At 67.7% G+C, this 19,315-nt stretch carries 19 protein-coding genes; 11 read left to right on the top strand and 8 right to left on the bottom strand.

Going from position 1 to position 19,315, the window contains the following annotated elements; all coding sequences use genetic code 11:
- Positions 1–22: 22 nt before the first annotated feature.
- Together F3J15_RS30550 and F3J15_RS30545 are read right to left on the bottom strand one after the other, a co-directional pair.
- Complete coding sequence (locus F3J15_RS30550; RefSeq protein ID WP_166895912.1) at positions 23–1,246, bottom strand: ATP-grasp domain-containing protein; 1,224 nt, start codon at positions 1,244–1,246, stop codon at positions 23–25.
- Between the two features lie 49 nt (positions 1,247–1,295).
- On the bottom strand, positions 1,296–2,240 hold the full coding sequence (locus tag F3J15_RS30545; RefSeq protein ID WP_069249624.1) for a hypothetical protein: 945 nt from the start codon (positions 2,238–2,240) through the stop codon (positions 1,296–1,298).
- 167 nt (positions 2,241–2,407) lie between these two features.
- Here F3J15_RS30545 and F3J15_RS30540 point away from each other — a divergent pair, with 167 nt between their 5' ends.
- Entirely contained in the window at positions 2,408–3,283 is an 876-nt protein-coding gene (locus F3J15_RS30540) for a LysR family transcriptional regulator (RefSeq protein ID WP_166895910.1), read from the top strand.
- A 47-nt stretch (positions 3,284–3,330) separates the two neighbouring features.
- Here the strand turns inward: F3J15_RS30540 and F3J15_RS30535 are convergent, their stop codons facing one another.
- Positions 3,331–4,599 (bottom strand): ATP-grasp domain-containing protein, encoded by a 1,269-nt coding sequence (locus F3J15_RS30535; RefSeq protein WP_166895908.1) that lies wholly within the window; start codon positions 4,597–4,599, stop codon positions 3,331–3,333.
- A 45-nt stretch (positions 4,600–4,644) separates the two neighbouring features.
- Positions 4,645–6,078 carry an MFS transporter gene (locus F3J15_RS30530; protein WP_166895906.1) on the bottom strand — a complete coding sequence of 478 codons (1,434 nt, stop codon included), beginning with the start codon at positions 6,076–6,078 and terminating at the stop codon, positions 4,645–4,647.
- Positions 6,079–6,512: 434 nt separating this feature from the next.
- Between F3J15_RS30530 and F3J15_RS30525 the strand changes: the two genes are divergently transcribed.
- Both F3J15_RS30525 and F3J15_RS30520 read left to right on the top strand, forming a co-directional pair.
- Positions 6,513–7,637 carry a TauD/TfdA family dioxygenase gene (locus F3J15_RS30525; protein WP_166895904.1) on the top strand — a complete coding sequence of 375 codons (1,125 nt, stop codon included), beginning with the start codon at positions 6,513–6,515 and terminating at the stop codon, positions 7,635–7,637.
- A gap of 99 nt (positions 7,638–7,736) precedes the next feature.
- Positions 7,737–8,675 carry an ABC transporter substrate-binding protein gene (locus F3J15_RS30520; RefSeq protein WP_069249619.1) on the top strand — a complete coding sequence of 313 codons (939 nt, stop codon included), beginning with the start codon at positions 7,737–7,739 and terminating at the stop codon, positions 8,673–8,675.
- 31 nt (positions 8,676–8,706) lie between these two features.
- Here F3J15_RS30520 and F3J15_RS30515 read toward each other — a convergent pair whose 3' ends face one another.
- From F3J15_RS30515 to F3J15_RS30500, 4 genes are read right to left on the bottom strand one after another with little or no spacing between them, the layout of a single operon-like run.
- The gene (locus F3J15_RS30515) at positions 8,707–9,090 is read right to left on the bottom strand and encodes a GtrA family protein (protein ID WP_166895901.1); all 384 of its coding nucleotides are present in this window, start codon (positions 9,088–9,090) and stop codon (positions 8,707–8,709) included.
- 15 nt (positions 9,091–9,105) lie between these two features.
- Entirely contained in the window at positions 9,106–10,149 is a 1,044-nt protein-coding gene (locus tag F3J15_RS30510) for a glycosyltransferase family 2 protein (RefSeq protein WP_089487080.1), read from the bottom strand.
- Positions 10,150–10,173: 24 nt separating this feature from the next.
- Positions 10,174–11,553, bottom strand: coding sequence for a glycosyltransferase family 87 protein (locus tag F3J15_RS30505; protein WP_166895899.1), 1,380 nt, complete (start codon positions 11,551–11,553; stop codon positions 10,174–10,176).
- On the bottom strand, positions 11,550–12,788 hold the full coding sequence (locus tag F3J15_RS30500; RefSeq protein ID WP_166895897.1) for a glycosyltransferase family 87 protein: 1,239 nt from the start codon (positions 12,786–12,788) through the stop codon (positions 11,550–11,552). Before F3J15_RS30500 ends, F3J15_RS30505 begins: the two co-directional genes overlap by 4 nt.
- Positions 12,789–12,876: 88 nt before the next feature.
- On the opposite strand from F3J15_RS30500, the gene F3J15_RS30495 reads away from it, so the two are divergent.
- The 8 genes from F3J15_RS30495 to F3J15_RS30460 form a co-directional block, all read left to right on the top strand.
- Positions 12,877–13,287: a hypothetical protein gene (locus F3J15_RS30495; RefSeq protein ID WP_166895895.1), complete on the top strand. Its 411-nt coding sequence runs from the start codon at positions 12,877–12,879 to the stop codon at positions 13,285–13,287.
- Between the two features lie 552 nt (positions 13,288–13,839).
- Complete coding sequence (locus F3J15_RS30490; RefSeq protein WP_069249614.1) at positions 13,840–14,031, top strand: Flp family type IVb pilin; 192 nt, start codon at positions 13,840–13,842, stop codon at positions 14,029–14,031.
- A 141-nt stretch (positions 14,032–14,172) separates the two neighbouring features.
- Entirely contained in the window at positions 14,173–14,364 is a 192-nt protein-coding gene (locus tag F3J15_RS30485) for a Flp family type IVb pilin (RefSeq protein WP_069249613.1), read from the top strand.
- Between the two features lie 82 nt (positions 14,365–14,446).
- Entirely contained in the window at positions 14,447–14,653 is a 207-nt protein-coding gene (locus F3J15_RS30480) for a Flp family type IVb pilin (protein ID WP_039355490.1), read from the top strand.
- 45 nt (positions 14,654–14,698) lie between these two features.
- Positions 14,699–15,238 carry a prepilin peptidase gene (locus tag F3J15_RS30475; protein ID WP_166895893.1) on the top strand — a complete coding sequence of 180 codons (540 nt, stop codon included), beginning with the start codon at positions 14,699–14,701 and terminating at the stop codon, positions 15,236–15,238.
- A gap of 32 nt (positions 15,239–15,270) precedes the next feature.
- On the top strand, positions 15,271–16,671 hold the full coding sequence (locus F3J15_RS30470; RefSeq protein ID WP_166895891.1) for an ATP-binding protein: 1,401 nt from the start codon (positions 15,271–15,273) through the stop codon (positions 16,669–16,671).
- 35 nt (positions 16,672–16,706) lie between these two features.
- Positions 16,707–17,546 carry a Flp pilus assembly protein CpaB gene (gene cpaB / locus F3J15_RS30465; RefSeq protein WP_166895889.1) on the top strand — a complete coding sequence of 280 codons (840 nt, stop codon included), beginning with the start codon at positions 16,707–16,709 and terminating at the stop codon, positions 17,544–17,546.
- Between the two features lie 99 nt (positions 17,547–17,645).
- Positions 17,646–19,315: type II and III secretion system protein family protein (locus F3J15_RS30460; protein ID WP_166895887.1), on the top strand; the 1,670-nt coding region annotated here is incomplete at its 3' end.

Genomic DNA, 19,315 nt, shown 5'->3' with positions numbered 1-19,315 from the left:
GGAAGGCGTTCAGTCGATCGATTCACGGCGAGCCGGAAACGGCGGGCTGCCCGACGGGATTCCCGTGGGCCGACGAACCGGGTTGCGCGGGCGCGCCTTCCACACCGTGCGCGACCGGCAGCGCAACCCGCACATAAAGAAACGCACGCCGCTCGCGATCGGGCAGCACCTGCGGTCCGTAACTGATCGTGACCGTGCCGTCATGAATCTCACCCGCCTGCGCGAAACGCCACGCGCGGGGATCGCTGTCGAGCAGGAATTCGGCGCGCGCATACGCATGCGGTTCGAACCGCTCGGGAATGTCCACCGGGCGTCCGTCGAGCTTGTCGAGCAACGCTTCGACCACGTTGAAGCCATAGCCGTCGCGCACGATGTCGCAGATGAAGCTGCCCGCGATGCGCGGATTCAGTTCGATCATGTGCGGCACGCCGTCGTGCACGATGCAGTCCAGGTGCACGGGCCCCCAGGTCAGCCCGGCGGCCGCCGTGGCGCGCGACCCGACGTCGATCAGTGCGCGCAGCGTGCCCGCATCGAGGTCGAGTTCCGACGTATAGCCGCGCTCGAGAAAGCCTGCCCCATGCCGTTTCAGCTTGCGCAGCGCGCCGACGTACCGGCCGTCGAAATACTCGACGCAGTATTCGCTGCCGCTCAGGAATTCCTCGATCACGACGCGCTCGGTCGCGAGCGCTTGCGCGTCGGCGTGTCCGGCGGCGAGGGCGTCGAGTTGCGCACGGACCTCGGCGATGTCCTCGCAGCGCCGCACGCCGTCGCTCGCCGAGCCTTCCGACGGCTTGACGACCACCGGGAAACGCAGCGGGTCGGCCGCGGCCGCGAGCGCCGCCGGCGCGGCCAGCGTGCCCGTGACGAATTGCGCGGCCGGGATGCCGTGCGCGGCGAGTAGCGCCTTCTGGTTCGACTTCGACACCGCGTGCGTGACGCGGTGCGCATCGGGGCCGGGCAGGCCGAGCGCGTCGGCGACCCACGCGGCGGTGCGCGCATAGGTGTCGTGCGCGGTCGTCACGCGCAGCGTGTCGATCTCGTCCGGATAGCGCGTGCGCAGCCAGCCGACGAGCTGGCTGGCATCGGGTTCGAGGTTGATCGTCTCGACCCCCGCCGGAAAGACGCCGTCGAGACGGTGCCCGGGGGCGGTGATCACGGTCACGGCCGCTTGCCGCGCAAGCGCGCCACGCACGAGCGCGAGGCTGCTGCCGGTGGCGCGGGCGCCGATCACGATGAGTCGCTTCATGCTGGATCCTTGATCGAAGGCGGAAGAGTGGAACGGCATCGCGTGCCGCCTAGCGTGCACGGCGGCGCAGGCGCTGTGCTTCGAGGCGCGGCAGCAGATGCTGGACGACGCGCGGCAGCGTGTAGATCGGCAACTGCGCGCACGTGAACACGAGCGCCATGGTGGGCGTCGCGGCGAGCCCGAGCGCGGCCCACATCAGGCCGACGTTGCGATTGGCGACGATCAGCGCGACATTGAGCCGCGTGCGGACGTCGCCGGGCGTGAGCCCGTACGCGATCACCTGGAAGCCCGCGTTGACGGCGAATGCGAGTGCGATCGCGGTCAACGCGCGGTGCGGCGCGTCGATGATCGATTGCTGCATGCCGGCCATCGTGCCGAGCGCGAACACCAGCAGCGCGGCGACGACGGTCGCATCGATCGGCGTCGCATAGCGGTCGAGCCGGGAGCCGGCGAAGCGCCGCACGAGCAGCGCGACGCCCTCGGCGCTGCCGATCAGCAGCGCGAGCCGCAACGCGAGCGTCAAAGGCGAAATCGACACGGCCGCATCGTGGCTGAACCAGGCCGTCAGCAGCGGCGCGGTGAGCGGGACGAACACCATCGACGCGAGGGTTGCGACGAGCGCGACGCTGGCGTCGAGCGACAGCATCCGCGCGATCGTCGACGTGCCGCTCGACGGCGGTGCGCAGTACGCGATCACCAGCGCGACGACCCAGTCGTACGGCATGCCGGCGAGCCGTGCGGCGATGCCGAGCGCGACCGGGCACGCGATCATCGTCGCGGCGGGCAGCAGCAGCGACACGGCCGGCCGCCGCGCAACCGCGCGCACCGCGCTGGGCTCGACGCGCAGCAGCGTGCCGAGCACGAACAGGAACACGGTGACGGGCATCAGCGGCCGCGCGAGGTCGGCGAGCGGCGGCACCAGCAACCCGAGACCCACGCCGCACGCGAGCACGGTCGGGCCGCGCCGCACCAGCGCGGCAATCAGCGTGCGCATGGGCGAGACTCGGGGCGACGGCGGACGGTCGTGCGACCAGGGCAGGCGGAGAATGGCATGCGGATTCCTCGGAAGCGGGCCGTCGGGCACCGGGTATCCGCAAGGCTAATCCGGATTTTTGGCGAAGTAAAATGATATAAACACGATCTGTAACAAGAGAAAGTGATATGAACATCCCTCTGCTCGAAACCTTCCGGGCCGTCGTTCAGGAAGGCAGCGCGCTGCGCGCGGCCGAACGGCTCGGCTGCACGCAGTCGAACGTCACCGCGCGGCTGCGCCAGCTCGAAGCGTCGCTCGACGCGCCGCTATTCGACCGGCACGGCAAGCGGCTGGTGCTGAACGACGCCGGGCGCCGGCTGATCCCGTATTGCGATCGCATCCTGCGCCTCGTCGACGAAGCGACGCAGGTGGTGCGCGAAGCACCGGTCGCGCGCAGCTTCCGGCTCGGCTCGATGGAAAGCACGGCGGCGACGCGGTTGCCGGCGCTCGCCGCCGCGTTGAAGGCGCGCGATCCGGCGCTCGGCCTCGCGGTGCAGATCGGCAGCGAGCCGGATCTGGCCGAGGCGCTGCTGCGCGGCCGGATCGACGCCGCGCTCACGGCGCGCGCGGTCGTCCGGCCCGGGTTGCGCTACGAGCCGGCGTTCGCCGAAGAGATGGTGCTGGTGAGCGCGGCCACGGCCACGCGGCGGCAGGTGCTGGCCGGCGACCCGGTGCGGCTGCTCGCGTTTCACGACGGCTGTCCGTATCGCGCGGTCGCGGAGCACTGGCTGAAGGCACGCGGCATCGCGATCGAGTCGGTGGCGTCGTTCGGCACGTTCGGCGCGATCCTCGGCTGCGTGGCGGCCGGCATGGGCGTCGCGATCCTGCCGAAGCGGATCACGACCGAGCACGTGGCGCGCAAGGAGCTGCGGGCGCACGCGTTCGACGATCTCGACAGTGTGACGACCTATCTCGTCACGTCCGAGGAAGCGCCTGAGCTGCCCGAGCTCGACGCATTACGCGCGGTGCTGGGGCGGCAGGCGGGGGCGCTGCTTGGGCGTTAGCGGAGCGCACCGCGGCACACCGCACCGCGAGCGCTGCGCCGATCGCGCTACGCCGGCACAACCGCCCGTTCATCCGCGAAGAATTCAGCCTCGATCTCGCGAATCCGCCGGCAATCCTCCAGCAGCCGCTCGAACGTCGGGCTGTAAAGACCGACCGTGCCGAGCGCCGTCTGCAGGTCGGTCGTCACGCGCAGCGTGTCGCCCACTTTGGCCCATTGCTTGAGCCCGACGAACGACGGCAGCGCCTGGATCGCCTGCCACGTGAAGTCCTGCCGCAGTACGCCGTTGCGCGACGACAGCAGCAGCACGTGCCCGCAGTAACCCCGAAAATCCGTCGCCGCGGCGGCGTCACCGAACAGCCGCTCCGGATTCAGCACCGCTTCAACGGCGGCCGACACGTGATTCTCCCCGCTGACCGCGCTCGTCAGCCGCGGATCGAGGCTGCCGTGCAGCCGCGCGTTCAGCTCGACGATCGTCGGGCCGTCCGCCGTATCGAACAGTTCGAGATGAGTCGGCCCGAAGCGCACGTCCAGCGCGTCGAGCACCGCGGCCGCGTAGTCGAGCAGCGGCGCGTAGCGCGGATCGGCGTGATTCAGCACCAGCATCTTGTCGAGCCGCGGCGCATGCGTGCGGTCGCGATGCACTTCCCACAGGCTGACCACGCGATGGCGGCCTTCGAACGACACCGAATCGACGATGTATTCCTGCCCCTCCGAATAGCTCTGGATCACGATGTCGTCGTTCGGCTGGTTGTACAGCGAACGGGTGGCCAGCACGTCGCGCGCGGCGGCTTCGACCTGGTCGAGCGTCCGGCAGATCTTCACGCCGGTCACGCCCGCGCTGCGCGCCGGCTTCACCACGAGCGGCAGCGTGCCGTACGCGCGCGCCCATTCGAGTGCGGCGTCGACCGACGTGCTGTGGAAGTGGGCCGGGGCACGCAGGCCGGCCTGGCGAATGCGCTCGTTCATCGCGTACTTGTCGCGCCGCGCGGCCGACGTCGCGAGCGGATTGCGCGTCGGCACGTCGAGCCGTTCGGCGAGCGTGTCGGCCAGTTCGAGCGCCGCGTCGAGGCCGTGCAGCACCGCGCCGATCCGCAGGTCGCTCAACTGCGCGAGCGTCGCGTCGACGTCGCCGCGATGCTGGACCTGGCGGATATAGTCGGACGGGACGAACTGGTTCCGGTAGATTTCCGGCAGATCGGGGTCGCTGATCACGTGCGCGCAACGGATGCCGTAGGCGCGGAACGCGGGCGCCAGATAGGCGGCTGTCGACGCGCCGTCGACGATCAGGACGGTATCGATGAAACGATGCGGCATGGATTCCTCGCTGGGCTGTGGGGTCGATTGAAGGGGGGCGCGGGCTCAGGCCCGCGGGCCGCTATTGGGCGCATCGCCAGGCCAGCGCGCGGCCAGCACGATGCACAGGGCGACGAGCACGGCCGCGACCGCGAACCCGCGCGCCGCACCGGCCACGATCGCCGCGCCCTGGCCCGCGACCAGCGCGCCGAGCGCCGCGACGCCGACGGCTGCGCCCACCTGGCGCGCGGTATTGAGGATCGCAGACGCGGTGGCCGAGCGGCCGGCCTCGACGCTGCCGAGCATCGTCGACGTCAGCGCGGGAATCGCGATGCCGCCGCCGATCGCCATCGCCGCGAGCCCGGGCGCCAGCAGCGCATACGGCGTGTGCGCGCCGAGCGTCTGCCACAGCCACACGTAGCCCGCGAGCGACACGGCGAGGCCGATGATGACGGTCGCGCGGAATCCATGGCGGACCGCGAGACGCGCGCTCGCGATGTTGGCGAGCATGATGATCGTGAGCGGCGCGAGCGCGAGCCCCGACTCGGTCGCGGTGAAGCCGCGCGCGTTCTGGAAATAGAGGCTCAGCGAGAAGATCAGCCCGTAGAACGCGGCATTCGTGATCGCGCCGATCGCGAGCACGCCCGGCACGCGCGCGATCCGGAAGAATGCGAGCTGCAGCATCGGCGCGGCCACGCGCCGCTCGATCGCGACGAACAACGCGCCGAGCACGACCGACGCGGCCAGCGCACCCGCCGCATACGGATCGCCCACCCCGTGCGCGCCGGCCCGGATGATCCCGCCCGTCAGCAGCGCGAGCACGAGCACCGCGACGATCTGGCCGGCCGGATCGAACAGCCGCGTGCGCGCGGCGGCCGAATCACGCACATGGCGCAGCGTGAGCCACAGGCCGCCCGCACAGATCGGCAGATTGATGAAGAAGATCGCACGCCAGCCGAGCGAATCGATCAGCAGGCCGCCGAGCGTCGGGCCGGCCGCGCTGATCGCGCCGCCCGTCGCGCTCCACCACGCGACGGCCCGCACACGGGCGGCGGCATCGTCGGCGCACGCGTGCGTGATGAGTGCGAGCGACGTGGGCAGGATCATCGCGGCGCCCACGCCCTGCGCGACGCGCGCGGCGATCAGCGCGGCCAGCGACGGCGCGAGCGCGCAGCCGAGCGATGCCAGCAGGAACAGCGCGAGGCCGTATGCGAACAGCCGGCGGCTGCCGAAGCGGTCGGCCAGCGTGCCGGACGTCAGCAGCAGCGCGGCGAACGACAGCGTGTACGCATCGACGATCCATTGCAGCCCGTGGACGCTCGATCCGAATGAATGGCCGAGGCTCGGAATCGCGACGTTGACCACGGTCACGTCGAGCTGGACGATCGCGAAGCCGAGGCTCGCGGCTGCGACGGTCGGGAGGATCGCGCGCAGCGACGTGCGGTGCGGCGGCACACTGGCGGTCAGCGTGCGCTCGAGTGCCGGCGCGCGATCGCTCATCGTGTCCTCCGCGCCGCGTGGCGGGTGGGGCGGCACGCAGCCAACGGCGTGTCGTTTCCGAGCGAACTGCGCAGCAGGTGGAATCGGTTCATCTAACGGGTTTCCGTGGGGCGGAGGAAGGGCGCCGGCTGCCGATCGACGGCCGGCGCATCGTCGAATCCGACAGAAAACTAGCATCGACCCGTTAGCGAATACAAATAATAAGCCGCGATTATTTAACGACCATTCGTGTTAAGCGACGGTGCGAACGACGCGGCCCGCCGCTGCCGCGTTGCTGAACTTATATCGAAAATTTTTGTTTGCAATCGAATTAATATCATTTCGCAATGCAATGACGGTCTCCTAGTCTTGTCGAGCGCCGGGCCCCGAGGACGGCAACGCGCGGCGGTAGTGCCATACCGCTTATCGACCCCCGATCTTTATACGAGAGACCTATGACCTATCTCGCAGATGAACGCATCGTTTTGACGGCAGCGGAATCCAGTCACATCCGGACGACGCTCGGCGCACTGGCCTATGATCCGGCCGGCGGCGCGGGCTACATCAGCGCGGTGCGCAAGCTTGCCTACACCGCGTTTCCCGACCGGGTCGTCGACGCGTTCGATCGCGCGAAGGCGCCGACCGCCGATGCGCACGGCTCGATTGAGATCGACAACCTGCCGATCGACGACGACGTGACGGGCAGCCCGAGGTTCGAGGAAACCGGCCGCTCGTTCAAGGCCGGTGTGTTGAGCGAGAACGTCCTGGTCGCGTTGAGCACGCTGGCCGGCGAACCGTATTCGATTGCGCACGAAGGCCGCGAGCTCGTGAACAACCTCACGCCGCACAAGGCGACCGCGCGCGACTATACGGGCCTGGGCTCCGAGGTCGAGCTCGATTTCCATATCGAGAACGCCGCACAGGCGCACATGCCGGAAGGCGATACGTCACCGTTCGCGCTGCTGCTGCTCGGCGTGCGCAGCGAAGCCGGCGGCGGCCCGTACACGCGGCTCGCCGATGCACGTCGCGCGCTGCAGCTGCTGTCGCCGGACGACATCGCGCAACTCTACGGCGAGCACTACATCATCCGCGTGCCGTACCGGTGGCGCGGGGCGGCGCCGACGCCGCGCGACAACACCGACCTGAGCGCGGTGCTGTCGGGGCCGCTCGATGCGCCGCGCGTGACGGTCGCGTTCTATCCGGACATGGTGCTGGCGGTCAACACGCGCGCGCAGGAGGCGCTGGCCAACCTGTATCGCGCGGTGCGCGAGGTGTCGTTCGGCGTGCAGATTCAGCCGGGCAAGCTGGTGCTGATCAACAATCATTTCACGCTGCATTCGCGCGACCGTTTCGATCCGCAATACGACGAGAACGACCGGGCATTCCGCTGGGTGCAGCGCGTGTTCGTCGCGCGCAGCCTGTGGAACTTCCGCGCGTTCACGCCGCTGCAGGCGCGTGTGTTCGATCCGAAGGCGCTGTATGCGGGCGAGTCGCACGCAACGCGCCCGTCGCCGGTCGCCCAGCCGGTGACGCAACGCGCAGCCGCAGCCGCGGCCGAACTCGAGGCGACGCCCGCCTGAGCGGGCCGGGAACGCCAGGCGGCGACGGACGGTGAAAATCGCTCGGTCCCGCCCGCGTTCCGCACACGCGTCATCAAAAAATAAAGGAATCCGGAAGACATGAGAAGAACAGCATTTCCCGTTGCGCGCGTCGTTCGCGTGCTGGCCGCCGTCCTGATCGGCGGCAGCGTGGCCGCGCAGGCCGCGACGTTCGACCTGAGCCCCGAGCAGCCCGGCCGGCAGCGCGGCACCGTGAACCCGGCGGTCGAACAGGCTTTGCCGGCCGGCTTCCGGTTTGCCGAGGCGAACACACTGACGATCGGCATCGCGCCGAACCTGCCGCCGCTCAGCACCTATGCGACCGATGCGCGAACGGTGGTCGGCTTCGATCCCGATCTCGCGCAGCTCGTTGCGGACAGCATCGGCCGCAAGCTGAAGATCGTGCCGCTCTCGTGGGCCGACTGGCCGCTCGCGCTGCAGTCCGGCAAGGTCGACGCGGTGATCTCGAACGTGACGGTGACCGAGCAGCGCAAGGAGAAATTCGACTTCTCGACCTACCGGAAGGATCAGCTCGGCTTCTACGTGAAGAACGGCAGCCGGATTGCCGCGATCCGCGAGCCGAAAGATGTTGCCGGGCTGCGCGTCGTGACCGATTCGGGCACCAACCAGGAAAAGATCCTGCTCGAGTGGAACCGGCAGAACGTCGCGCGCGGCCTCGCGCCGGTCGAGATCCAGTACTACGCGGATGCGGCCGAGCGCTGGGTCGCGCTGCAGTCGGGGCGCGTCGATACGATATTCAGCGTGAATTCGATGCTCGCGTACCAGGCGTCGCTGCGCGGCGATGCGAAGCTGATCGGCACCGTGAGCGGCGGCTGGCCGCGCACCGCGGACATCGCGATCACGACGCGCAAGGGCAGCGGCCTCGCCGATCCGCTGACGATCGCGATCAATGCGCTGATCGCGAACGGCAGCTACCGGAAGGTGCTCGGCCGCTGGAGCCTCGACGCTGAAGCGATCGACCGGTCGCAGACCAATCCGCCGGGGCTGCCGCGCACCTGAGTGCGGGAATCGCGGGGCGGGGCAAGACCGCTTACCGGTAGGTCCACAGCCGGTGCAGCGCGAACGTGGTCGGCGGAACCAGCAGCGCGATCGCGACGATGCTCATCCCGCGGGACCCGTCCAGCGCTACGGCTGCACGCGCGAGCAGCATCGTTTCGACGAAGCCGGCCAGCGTGACCGCGAGAAAGCGCACCGCGTTGCGCGTGCCCACCGTCGACGAGAAGCTCCACAACGTATTCGCGAGATACGAGAACGCCGTCGCGCAGAGGAAGGCGATCGCGTTCGCCGTTACCAGCGTCGCATCGAACCGCGCGAACAGCGCCGTTGCGACCAGCGTGTGGATCGCGGTCGAGCCGAGCCCGGACACGCCGAAGCGCACGAGCCGCGTGCGCTCGGCATGGAGCAGGCCGATCATGGCCGTCGGTGCGGCTCAGCGTGCGCCGACCCGCGCACGGGTCGGCTGCACGCGCCGGCGGGCGATCTGGCGGCGCGCATCGCGCGCGACCGGGAGTTCGATCACCTTGCCGTGCGCCTGGTAGCGGCGGCGGATCAGGTAGACGGGCCGCTGCTTCGACTCGTCGTAGATCCGCCCGACGTATTCGCCGACGACACCGATCCCGATGAGCTCGATCCCGCCGATGAACAGCGTGACCGAGATCAGTGACGCGTAGCCGAGCACCGGATTGCCGAACAGCAGCGTGCGGAAGATGATGAACGTGCCGTACAGGAACGCGAGCGCGGCGATGCCGACGCCGATGTAGGTCCAGCTGCGCAGCGGCACCGTGCTGAAGCTGGTGATGCCTTCCAGCGCGAAATTCCACAGCTTCCAGCCGGAGAATTTCGAGTGCCCGGCGCTGCGCGCGTCGCGCTGGTATTCGACGATCACGGTGCGGTAGCCGACCCACGCGAACAGCCCCTTCATGAAGCGATGCCGCTCGGGCAGGTTGCGCAGCGCGTTCACGACCTTGCGGTCCATCAGCCGGAAATCGCCGACGTTCTCAGGCAGTTTCACGTCCGACAGCAGGTTGTGCACGCGATAGTAGATCGCGGCCGACGTGCGTTTAGCGAACGAGTCGCACGCGCGGTTCCTGCGCTTCGCGGCGACGACTTCCGCGCCGTCGCGCCAGTGCTCGATCATCACGGGGATCAGGCTCGGCGGATCCTGCAGGTCGGCGTCGAGCGGGATCACCGCGTCGCCGAGGGCTTCGTCGAGGCCGGCCGTGAGCGCGGCTTCCTTTCCGAAGTTGCGGGTGAGATCGATCACGCGCACGCGCCGCTCGGCGGTGCTGATCCGGATCAGCCGGTCGAGCGTGTCGTCGCGGCTGCCGTCGTTCACGCAGACGATCTCGAAACGGATCGCGTCGATGGACGTCATCAGCGGAATCACGACGTCGAAGAAGTGCTCAACGGCCTCGCCTTCGTTATAGAACGGCACGACCAGCGAGATGAGCGGTGTATAGAGTGGTTCCCGCATGATGATTCCCCTTGTGATGTCGTTTCACCGATGCGCGCCGATGGTCGGTCGGCCGGTGCGGCGCATTCCGTACGCCGGGCGGTGGTGCGTTCGGGCCTGATGCGTGAAGGCGGTTTCGGTCGAGTTGTCGCGTGTGTCCGGCATCGACGGCACGTCGTGTCGTTCCCGGGCGATCCGGCTGACGAGCAGCCCGAGCGACGCCAGCGTGACGAGCGGCATGAACTGGAACGACAGATGCGGCACGACCGCGAGGCCCGCGAGCGGCATCAGCCACAGCAGCATCAGCCATTCGCGGTCGAAGCGCCGCCAGCCGTGCGTCCACGCATAGCGGGCGTACCACGCGATCACGATGCCGTACCAGGTCAGGTCGTAGTCGTACAGATAGGGGCTGACGAGCAGGCAGGCGCAGGCGAGGGTCGCGGCGCGCAGCGCGTATGAACAGGCGCCGCGCCATGCGTAGATGACGGCGATGGCCGCGGTCGCGATCGACAGCAGCTGAAGGCCGTTCGCGACGATGGCGGGCCAGCCTGCCATCGTGGCGAGCGCGAACACCGACGGCATGCGCACGAGCTTGGCCTGGCCGGAGCCGACGATCGCGTAGACGTTGTCGATCACATGCGCGAACGTGAGCCACGGGCCGAACCCGAACGCGAGGGTCGAGAGCGCGACGCTGCACGCGATCGTCGCGGCCCACGCGGCCAGTGCGCGCCATTGACCCGCGCACAGCAGCGCGAGCGGAAACAGCACCGCGAGCTGCGGCTTCATCGTCAGCAAACCGAAGCAGATCCCGGCGTATACGGGGCGGCGGTTCAGCGCGAGCAGGCCGGCACCGGCGAGCAACGCGGTGAAGAGGCTGGTCTGTCCGACGATCACCGTGACGAACGCGCCGGGGAACGCGAGCGCGCACAGCCACGCGGCATCGCGCTGCACGGTCGCGCGGATCGTCGCCGCGAACAGCACATACGTGAGCCCGAGCCACAGCACGAGCGCCAGCATGTACGGCAGCCAGCCGAGCGGCAGCATGAGCAGCAGCATGGAGGGCGGATAGAGCCACGGTAGCGTGCCGTCCGCGAGATTCATCGCCGGGATCGCGAGCTTCTGGACCGCGAACAGCGCGGGAAAATGCCATGCATCGGCCGCGTGCCCGTGCGCGGCGAGCCACGCAGCGCTCCAGATCGGCGAGAAATCCTGCGACAGCGGCTCCGGTGCACCGTGGTGCGACAGGAACACGCGGATCGAGTAGATGACGACGAACAGCAGTTCCGTCATCAGCACGGCGGCCGCATAGAGGCGCACGCGTTCGCGATTGAGCCAGTGCGGATAGCGGCGCGGGCCCGCGATCGGGAGTTCCGGATGCACATCGGCGGCGGCATGCGCGTGGCGGGCGAACGAAGGCGCTTTCATGATGTGCTCCGTGACGCGAGGGCCGCGCGACGCACGACGACGAGCAGCACCGCGAGCAGCACGAGCGGCCCGATCTGAGGCAGCTTCGTCAACCGGTTGAACAGCTCGAAGACCGGCAGCAGCCACGCGAGCACGAGGATGCCCTGGTCACCGGGCAGCCAGCCTTTGTCGAGGCCATGCGAGATCAGGCAGAAGATCGCGATGCCGAGCCACGTCAGTTCGTAATGCCACAGATAGGGCGTCGTCAGCAGCGTGGCGACCGCCAGCACCGCGCCGCGCAGGCGCATGTCGGGCGTACGGCGCCATACATCGACCGCCGCGGCGATGGCGATCAGTGCGATTGCCGCTTGCGCGACCAGCGCGGCGGCCACCGGTGCACCCGCGAGCCGCAACGCGGCGAACGGCGTCGGCGACGCGAACCAGTACGACGCGAGCATGAAATGCATGTCGCGTACCGTCGACATGGCCTGGCTCAAACCGTGCAGTGCGCCAGGGCCGGCCAGTGCAATCCCGGCCGCCGCGAACAGCGTCGCGCTCAGCGCGGCCGCCGCGAACGTGCGCCATGCCCGCGCCGCGATCAGCACGAACGGGAACACGACGGCGAGTTGCGGCTTGATCGCAAGCAACCCGATCAGCACGCCGGCAACGACCGGGCGCTTGCCCAGCAGATGCAGCGCGAGCGCGGCGAGGCCGGCGGTCAGGACGCTGTTCTGGCCGAACATCACGGACACGCACACGCCCGAATACGCGACCACGACGAGCATGGCGGCGCGCGGGTGGGGAAGATGCGCGCGCAATCCCGACAACCGCGAGACTGCGAACGCGTAGCATAAAAGACTGCCCGCCAAAAAGAGGAAATACGCGGGCAGGAAAGGCACAAGGGCAAGCGGCGCGATGAACAGCAACATCGTCGGCGGATAGAGCCAGGGAAGCGGCTGGTGCTGCAGAGACGCACCGAAGTGCGCGAACTCGGCCTGCTTGAATAACGAAATGTCGTAGGCCGATGCGGCGTGGCCTTGCAACACGAGATGCGATGCGGTCCAGAAGACCGAGAAGTCGGTGCCGGGGCGGACCGTGGCGGACGACGTGAAGCCGTCGGTCACGATGCCCCACACGATCATCAAAGCGGCGAAGAGCATCAGCATGATGCAGCTGTACGGAATGATCCGATCGGCTGTCAGCCATTGGATGCGGCGTATTGCACGCCCGCGCAATTCACGGTTGGCTGTGTACATGATTCCCCGTCTGTAGTGAAGGCTGTGTGGTCTTTCACAGCCGTTTTCATGTTGTCGTGCCTACGGATCGAATCGCGCCGAAATCGCGTTGTCCGGTGAATTCATTGTTGAAGAAAAAATCGCGCGATGCAAACCGCGTACGGACGGCGGGTATTTAAATTGTTCAGCGATGCGCGTGAAAACCGCGTTTTCACGTATGAGAAAACGGCGCGGCCGGATTTCATGTATCCGGCTTGAAACATTCCGCGTTTTTTACCGGGTTAGCGTGCCGCCGACACCACGGCGCGCGAGCGGCCTGACGCGTTCGGGAAAGTCCCGAGAAAAAATTTGGACCCTTGGTGCAGCGCGGCGACAGGCGTTCAGGCGAGCAACGGTTGCGCGGGCGGATATATCAATTTTGAAACATTTCGCGCATCGGGCCTCGGGCCGGGGAGGACGGGTATCGCTGGAACGCTTGATGCGCCTGGATTTCGTTCGAGATGGCCTGCTCTTTGCGTAAGCGTTGGCACGGCAGTCGACGAGGTGACGACCGGGCGGTTTCGGCAAAGAACAGACGGAACCCGCTTCGGAATCACCTGCGGAAAGGAGGGCCGGAGCGCGACGGGGAACACGCAGCTCCAGGTCGATCAAGCGAGCAAGACTTCGTCGAATGACCCATGAGACCCGGTAGCGTCAGGGCAATAAGAAATTGGCATGGCAGCATATGGGGAATAAAAATGAAAGACCACAGCATATTGCGGATCGCAAACCGCGTTAAAGACACATTGCGGATTTTCCGGGAGTTTGTCTCCCGTTCAACAGGATTCCACGCGTCGAACGGCAGTCGTGCCGTTCCGGTCGATCGGATCGTCCGGTTCATCCGGCCGGTCGCACCGTACACGCCTCTCTCGCTCACTGCCTCATTGATACCCGTTCGCACGGACAGGGGTGTATATCCCCGCTCGCGCAGCTGAGCGACGCGTTCCGATTTTTCGAGTAGTGCCGGTGGTGCCCACCCCCGACGTCCTGACAGACGAAGGGTATTTCATAGCAGTCCGAAAGGAGAATGCTCATGTCAAGAATCATCGAGAAGATCGCCTGGCTCGTCGAGGATCAGGGCGGCGTGACGGCCATTGAATATGGCCTGATCGCCGCGCTGATCGCGATCGGCATCGTCGCCGCGTTGACGACCGTCGGTACCGATCTGAAGACCGTATTCAACACGGTCGCCGACGATCTGGATTCGATAGTAGCTGCGATTTGATGGACGGTGCGGCGAACGGCTCGTCCGATTCGTTCGTTGGCACCACACGGCATTAACAACATGCCTCGACGTATCGATGCCGGATCAATCGATCCTGCCGGCCCGCGAGGGATCTGAAAGTGATTACGCAAGGAGATCATCATGTCCAAGTTCATTCAACAAGCCAGCCGTTTCATCCGCGATGAAGACGGTGTGACGGCCATCGAATACGGCCTGATCGCCGCACTGATCGCCATCGGCATCATTGGCGCCCTGACGACGGTCGGCAAGGACCTCAAGACCGTGTTCGCCACGATCGCGGACGACCTGGATTCGGCGGTCGCAGCCATCTGATGGATCGTGCCGCGGACGGCTCGGCCGGTGCAGCGCTCGAGCCGTCCCCGGTCATCTGATCAACCCGGAACCGGAGACCATCATGCAAGCCAGGATGCGCGTCGTACGTCGCTGGATCAGCGACGAGCAGGGTGTGACGTCGACCGAATATGCGTTGCTCGGCGCGATGTTTGCCGTTGCGGTGCTGGGCAGCGTCGTCACGCTGAAAGGCTCGCTTGCCGATACGTACGAGGTGATCGCTACGGCCGTGACGGCCGCCGTGGCCACCGCGCTGGCAATGGTTTCCTGATCCACCGGTTCCACCGATTCCAGCGATTCGACTGCGAGGTTCGCCATGCTACCTGTTGCGCCGCCTTATCCGGTTCCGTTGTGCGTGACGCTGCTCGCTGTCGCCGCGGCCAGCACGGACATCGCGACCCGTCGCATTCCGAACCGTCTCGTCCTGCTCGGCCTGGCCGGCGCGCTGGTTGCCCAGTGCCTGTTGCACGGTGTCGCGGCAGGTGCACTCGGCTGGCTCGCCGGCGCCGCGACCGGCTTCGGCATGCTGCTGCCGTTCTACCTGTTGCGCGGCATGGCGGCCGGCGACGTGAAGCTGATGCTCGCGATCGGCGCCTGGGTCGGCGCGGAAATGACGTTTTACATCGTGCTGGCCACCTTCCTGGCCGGCGGGATCGGCGCCATCGCCGTCGCGCTGCTGCGCGGGCGGATGCGCCAGATGTGGGCGAACGTGCGTGCGTTGATCGTGCAGCGCTCGCAAGGCGCGAGCGCGGAGGCCGCCGGCGGCCCCGTCGAAATCGCATCGGTCGGCACGCTGCCGTACGGCGTGGCGATCGCGGCCGGCACGCTGGGCATGCTGTTCGCGTCGTGCGCATAGCGCGACGCATCCGCAACGAGGACGGAACGATCATGAACACGAACTACACCGAACCGAGACGCGACGCACAGGTGGCACGCCTGCCCGATCCGTTGCCGTCGCGGGAAGTGCATACGAAGCTGGGCGCGCAGTTGCCGGCGGCGCCGCGCTCGCTCGAGGAAACCGGGTTGAGCCTGACGTTCGTTGCCGGCCTCGTGCTGAAGTCGACACTGGTGCTCGGCCGCCCATCATACGGCGACCTGGTCGAACGGCACTGCCTGTCGCTCGCGGTGCTCGACGACGTCTTCGCATTCCTGGTGCGTGAGCACCTCGTCGAACTCACCCATCGCGGTGCGACCGATCTGGACGTGACGTTCCGCCTGACCGAGGCGGGCCGGGTGCTCGCACTGGAAGAAGGGGCGCGCAGCGGCTACAGCGGTCCCGCGCCGGTGACGCTCGATGCCTATATCGAGTGCCTGAACGCGCATTCGGTACGCAAGCTGAATATCAGCCAGAACGAAGTGTGGGCGGCGTTCGAAGGGATCGTGATCGACACGTCGCTGCTCGATGCGGCGGCTGCCGCGCTGAACGCCGGCCGTCCGCTGCTGATCTACGGCCCGGCCGGCAGCGGCAAGACCTTCCTCGCCGAGCGGCTCGGCTCGCTGATGCGCGGCCGCGTGCCGGTGCCGCACGCGATCTGCGCGGCCGGCGAAGTGATCCAGATCTACGACCCGCTCGTGCATGTCGACGCGGACATGCCGTCCGGCGGCCTGTCGGTCGATCGCCGCTGGCGCCTGTGTCAACGGCCGGTCGTGATGTCGGGCGGCGAACTGACGCTCGACGAGCTCGACCTGCGCCGCGACGAGGCCGCCGGCTTCTACCAGGCGCCGCCGCACATGAAGGCGAACCTGGGCATGTACGTCGTCGACGATCTCGGCCGCCAGCGCGTCGAGCCGCGCGACCTGCTCAATCGCTGGCTGCGCCCGCTCGATCGCGGCGTCGATCTCCTGACGCTCGAATCCGGCAACCGCTTCGTGATGCCGTTCGACGTCTGGCCGGTGTTCTCGAGCAACCTGTCGCCGGAGCAGCTGGGCGACGAGGCATTCCTGCGCCGCCTCGGTTCGAAGCTGCACGTCGGCGCGATGTCGATCGACGACTACCGCCGGGTGTACAACGCGGCCTGCGCATCGCTCGGACTCGTATCGGCGAGCGATGCATTCGACTACCTGCTGCATCGGCTGCACCTGCCGACCGGCAAGGCGTTTCTCGCCTGTTTCCCGGCGGACCTGCTGCGTCTCGTGGCCGCCGGCGCGCGTTACCGCGGCGATCCGCCCGAGGTGACGCACGACGCACTGTACGACGCGTGGGCGAGCTATTTCGGCGCGGCTCCCGAACGTGACGGCAGCCATCCGCCGCCCGTCGAGCGCGGTGGCCGTACGTTCATTACCGGTTGAGCCGTTTCTTTCACGATTCGTCGAGGAGCATTGCCATGAAAAACAGTCGAGCGGTCATGATGCTGGTCGTCGCGATGATCGCGGGTCTTGCCGCGGTCGTGTTCGCGTCCCACTGGCTGGTGCAGACATCCACGAGTTCCGTCACGCAGGTGGCGGTCGCGGCGACCGACCTGAACCTGGGCGAACCGCTCGGGCCGAACCAGATCCGCATGATCAGCTGGCCGTCGGGCAGCGTGCCGACCGGTGCGTTCACCGATACCAAGGCGCTCGAAGGGCGGGTCGTGCGCACCAGCCTGTCGCGCGACGAGCCGGTGATCGAGTCGAAGCTCGCGCCGGTCGGCACCAAGGGCGGGCTGTCCGCGGTGATCGCCGACGGCAGCCGCGCGATCACGGTGCGCGTGAACGACGTGGTCGGCGTCGCGGGCTTCGCGCTGCCGGGCAACTACGTCGACGTGATCGTCAACACGCAGGAGCAGCAGGGCAAGACGGACGGGCAGAGCATCTCCAAGATCGTGCTCGAACACATCCTCGTGCTGGCTGTCGCGCAGCAGGTGAGCCGCGACGACACCGCACCGAAGGTCGTCAACGCCGTGACGCTGGAAGTCACGCCCGACCAGGCCGAACGGCTCGATCTCGCGCGCAGCGTCGGCACGCTGTCGCTCGTGCTGCGCAACCAGGTCGACCAGAAGACGCTGAACACCGACGGGGCGACCAAGCTGACGCTGCTCGGCAAGGAGCCCGCACCCGCAGCGCCGCCGGCACCGGCCCGTGTGAAGACGGTACGCATGCACGTCGCATCGCACGCGGCGCCGGAGGTACGGCGCGACTGCGTCGGCGTGCTGACGGGCGTGAAGGGCAGCGTCGAGTGTTTCTGAATCAGTTCATTGAAGTCACATAAACGGCCGCCGGCAACGCGCGGTGGCCCTGGAAGTCGATAACCGGCACGGCGCCGGTCTCTCGGGGGATCAGACGAAATGAAGATCAAACCGCAATGTACAGGTACCGGGCCGCTGCAGACACGCGTCGCACGGGGCACGATGATGGCCGCGATCCTCTGTTCGGGATGGCTGACCGTTTATGGCGCACTCGCGCAGGAAGGCGTCGAGTCGGCCGCGCTGACCAAGGGCGGCGCCAGCGCGCCGGCCGCGGTCGGCAAGGGGCCGATGCAGATGACGATCAGCATGGCGCCGGTGGCGGCCGCCGCGCCCGCCGCAGCGGCGGGGCCGCTGCGCGGACCGAACTGCGTCGGCGCCGTGCGCGAATCGACCAGCGTCAGCGTGCCGCTCGGCAAGTCGCTGCTGGTGCCGATGCCGGAGCCAGTCCGTAATCGGACGATCGGCAATCCGGCCGTCGCGCAGGCCACGATGGTGTCGCCGCAGACGCTGTACATCCTCGGGCTTGCGGTCGGCACGACCAACATGATCGTGCAGGGCAAGAGCGGTGCATGCCGCGTGATCGACGTCGCGGTCGGCGCGGATGCCGGCGGCCTGCAGGCGTCGCTGATGCAGCTGATGCCGAACGAGCGCGACATCCATGTGTCGACCGCCGCCGGCACGATCGTGCTGGCCGGGACCGTGTCGAGCTCGATGGCCGCGCAGCAGGCCGTGCAGATCGCCCGTGCGTACGGTGACAGCGCGGCCGATCCGGCGGGCGGCGGCAAGGCGGGCGGGGTGCTCAACATGCTGAACGTCACGTCGCCGCAGCAGGTGATGCTCGAGGTGAAGGTGGCCGAGGTGTCGAAGACGCTGATCAACCAGATGGGCAGCGCGCTCAACATCCAGGGCGGGTTCGGTTCGTGGAGCGGTGCGCTGGTCAGCAACCTGCTCGCGGGCGTCGCAACCGGGATCGCCTTCAGCAAGGCGAACAACAAGCCGTTCAACCTCGCGGCCGACGCGCAGAACACCGACAACCTGGTCAAGATCCTCGCGGAGCCGAATCTCGTGACGATCAGCGGCCAGGAAGCGACGTTCCTCGCCGGCGGCAAGATCTTCATCCCGATCCCGCAAAGCAGCGGCAACGGCACGTCGTCGATCACGCTGCAGGAAGAGGAGTTCGGCGTCGCGCTGAAGTTCACGCCGACCGTGCTGGGCAATGGCCGGATCAGCCTGAAGGTCGCGCCGGAAGTGTCGGAGCTGTCGCAGACGGGCGTCACGCTGAGCGCGACCAACATCGGCGGCACGTCGATCCTGCCGCTGATCACGACGCGGCGCGCATCGACGACGGTGCAGATGGGTGACGGCGAAACGTTCGCGATCGGCGGGCTGATCAAGGACAACGGGACCGGCGCACTGAAGGCGCTCCCGGGTGTCGGCGAAATTCCCGTGCTCGGCGCGCTGCTCCGCAGTACATCGTTCCAGCAGGACCGCACCGAGCTGATCTTCGTGATCACGCCGCACCTGGTGAAGCCGCTGCAGACCGCCGACGTGCCGCTGCCGACCGACAGCTTCTCGAAGCCGAACGAAATCGACGTGTACGCGACGGGCAACATGGAAGGCCGCGGTGGTGTGCGCAAGCCCGGTGCTCAACCGGCGAGCGGCGCGGCAGCCGCACCGCAGACCCCGGCCCAGGCACCGGCCCCCGCACCGGTACCGCAATCGGAAGCGCCCGCCGGCCCGGCCGCCGCGCTGCCCGCACCGCGCGCGCC

This window comes from Burkholderia sp. Ap-955 (genome assembly GCF_011753045.1).
In the GTDB taxonomy this organism is placed as follows: Bacteria; Pseudomonadota; Gammaproteobacteria; order Burkholderiales; family Burkholderiaceae; genus Burkholderia; species Burkholderia lata_D.
This window is presented reverse-complemented; position numbering and strand designations above follow the sequence as displayed.

Excerpts from the sequence above, each read along its gene's own strand:
- F3J15_RS30490 (WP_069249614.1), top strand. The coding sequence starts at position 13,840 with ATGTCAAGAATCATCGAGAAGATCGCCTGGCTCGTCGAGGATCAGGGC.
- F3J15_RS30505 (WP_166895899.1), bottom strand. The coding sequence starts at position 11,553 with ATGAAAGCGCCTTCGTTCGCCCGCCACGCGCATGCCGCCGCCGATGTG.
- cpaB (WP_166895889.1), top strand. The coding sequence starts at position 16,707 with ATGAAAAACAGTCGAGCGGTCATGATGCTGGTCGTCGCGATGATCGCG.
- F3J15_RS30500 (WP_166895897.1), bottom strand. The coding sequence starts at position 12,788 with ATGTACACAGCCAACCGTGAATTGCGCGGGCGTGCAATACGCCGCATC.
- F3J15_RS30550 (WP_166895912.1), bottom strand. The coding sequence starts at position 1,246 with ATGAAGCGACTCATCGTGATCGGCGCCCGCGCCACCGGCAGCAGCCTC.
- F3J15_RS30535 (WP_166895908.1), bottom strand. The coding sequence starts at position 4,599 with ATGCCGCATCGTTTCATCGATACCGTCCTGATCGTCGACGGCGCGTCG.
- F3J15_RS30525 (WP_166895904.1), top strand. The coding sequence starts at position 6,513 with ATGACCTATCTCGCAGATGAACGCATCGTTTTGACGGCAGCGGAATCC.
- F3J15_RS30475 (WP_166895893.1), top strand. The coding sequence starts at position 14,699 with ATGCTACCTGTTGCGCCGCCTTATCCGGTTCCGTTGTGCGTGACGCTG.
- F3J15_RS30530 (WP_166895906.1), bottom strand. The coding sequence starts at position 6,078 with ATGAGCGATCGCGCGCCGGCACTCGAGCGCACGCTGACCGCCAGTGTG.
- F3J15_RS30515 (WP_166895901.1), bottom strand. The coding sequence starts at position 9,090 with ATGATCGGCCTGCTCCATGCCGAGCGCACGCGGCTCGTGCGCTTCGGC.
- F3J15_RS30470 (WP_166895891.1), top strand. The coding sequence starts at position 15,271 with ATGAACACGAACTACACCGAACCGAGACGCGACGCACAGGTGGCACGC.
- F3J15_RS30510 (WP_089487080.1), bottom strand. The coding sequence starts at position 10,149 with ATGCGGGAACCACTCTATACACCGCTCATCTCGCTGGTCGTGCCGTTC.
- F3J15_RS30480 (WP_039355490.1), top strand. The coding sequence starts at position 14,447 with ATGCAAGCCAGGATGCGCGTCGTACGTCGCTGGATCAGCGACGAGCAG.
- F3J15_RS30520 (WP_069249619.1), top strand. The coding sequence starts at position 7,737 with ATGAGAAGAACAGCATTTCCCGTTGCGCGCGTCGTTCGCGTGCTGGCC.
- F3J15_RS30540 (WP_166895910.1), top strand. The coding sequence starts at position 2,408 with ATGAACATCCCTCTGCTCGAAACCTTCCGGGCCGTCGTTCAGGAAGGC.
- F3J15_RS30545 (WP_069249624.1), bottom strand. The coding sequence starts at position 2,240 with ATGCGCACGCTGATTGCCGCGCTGGTGCGGCGCGGCCCGACCGTGCTC.
- F3J15_RS30485 (WP_069249613.1), top strand. The coding sequence starts at position 14,173 with ATGTCCAAGTTCATTCAACAAGCCAGCCGTTTCATCCGCGATGAAGAC.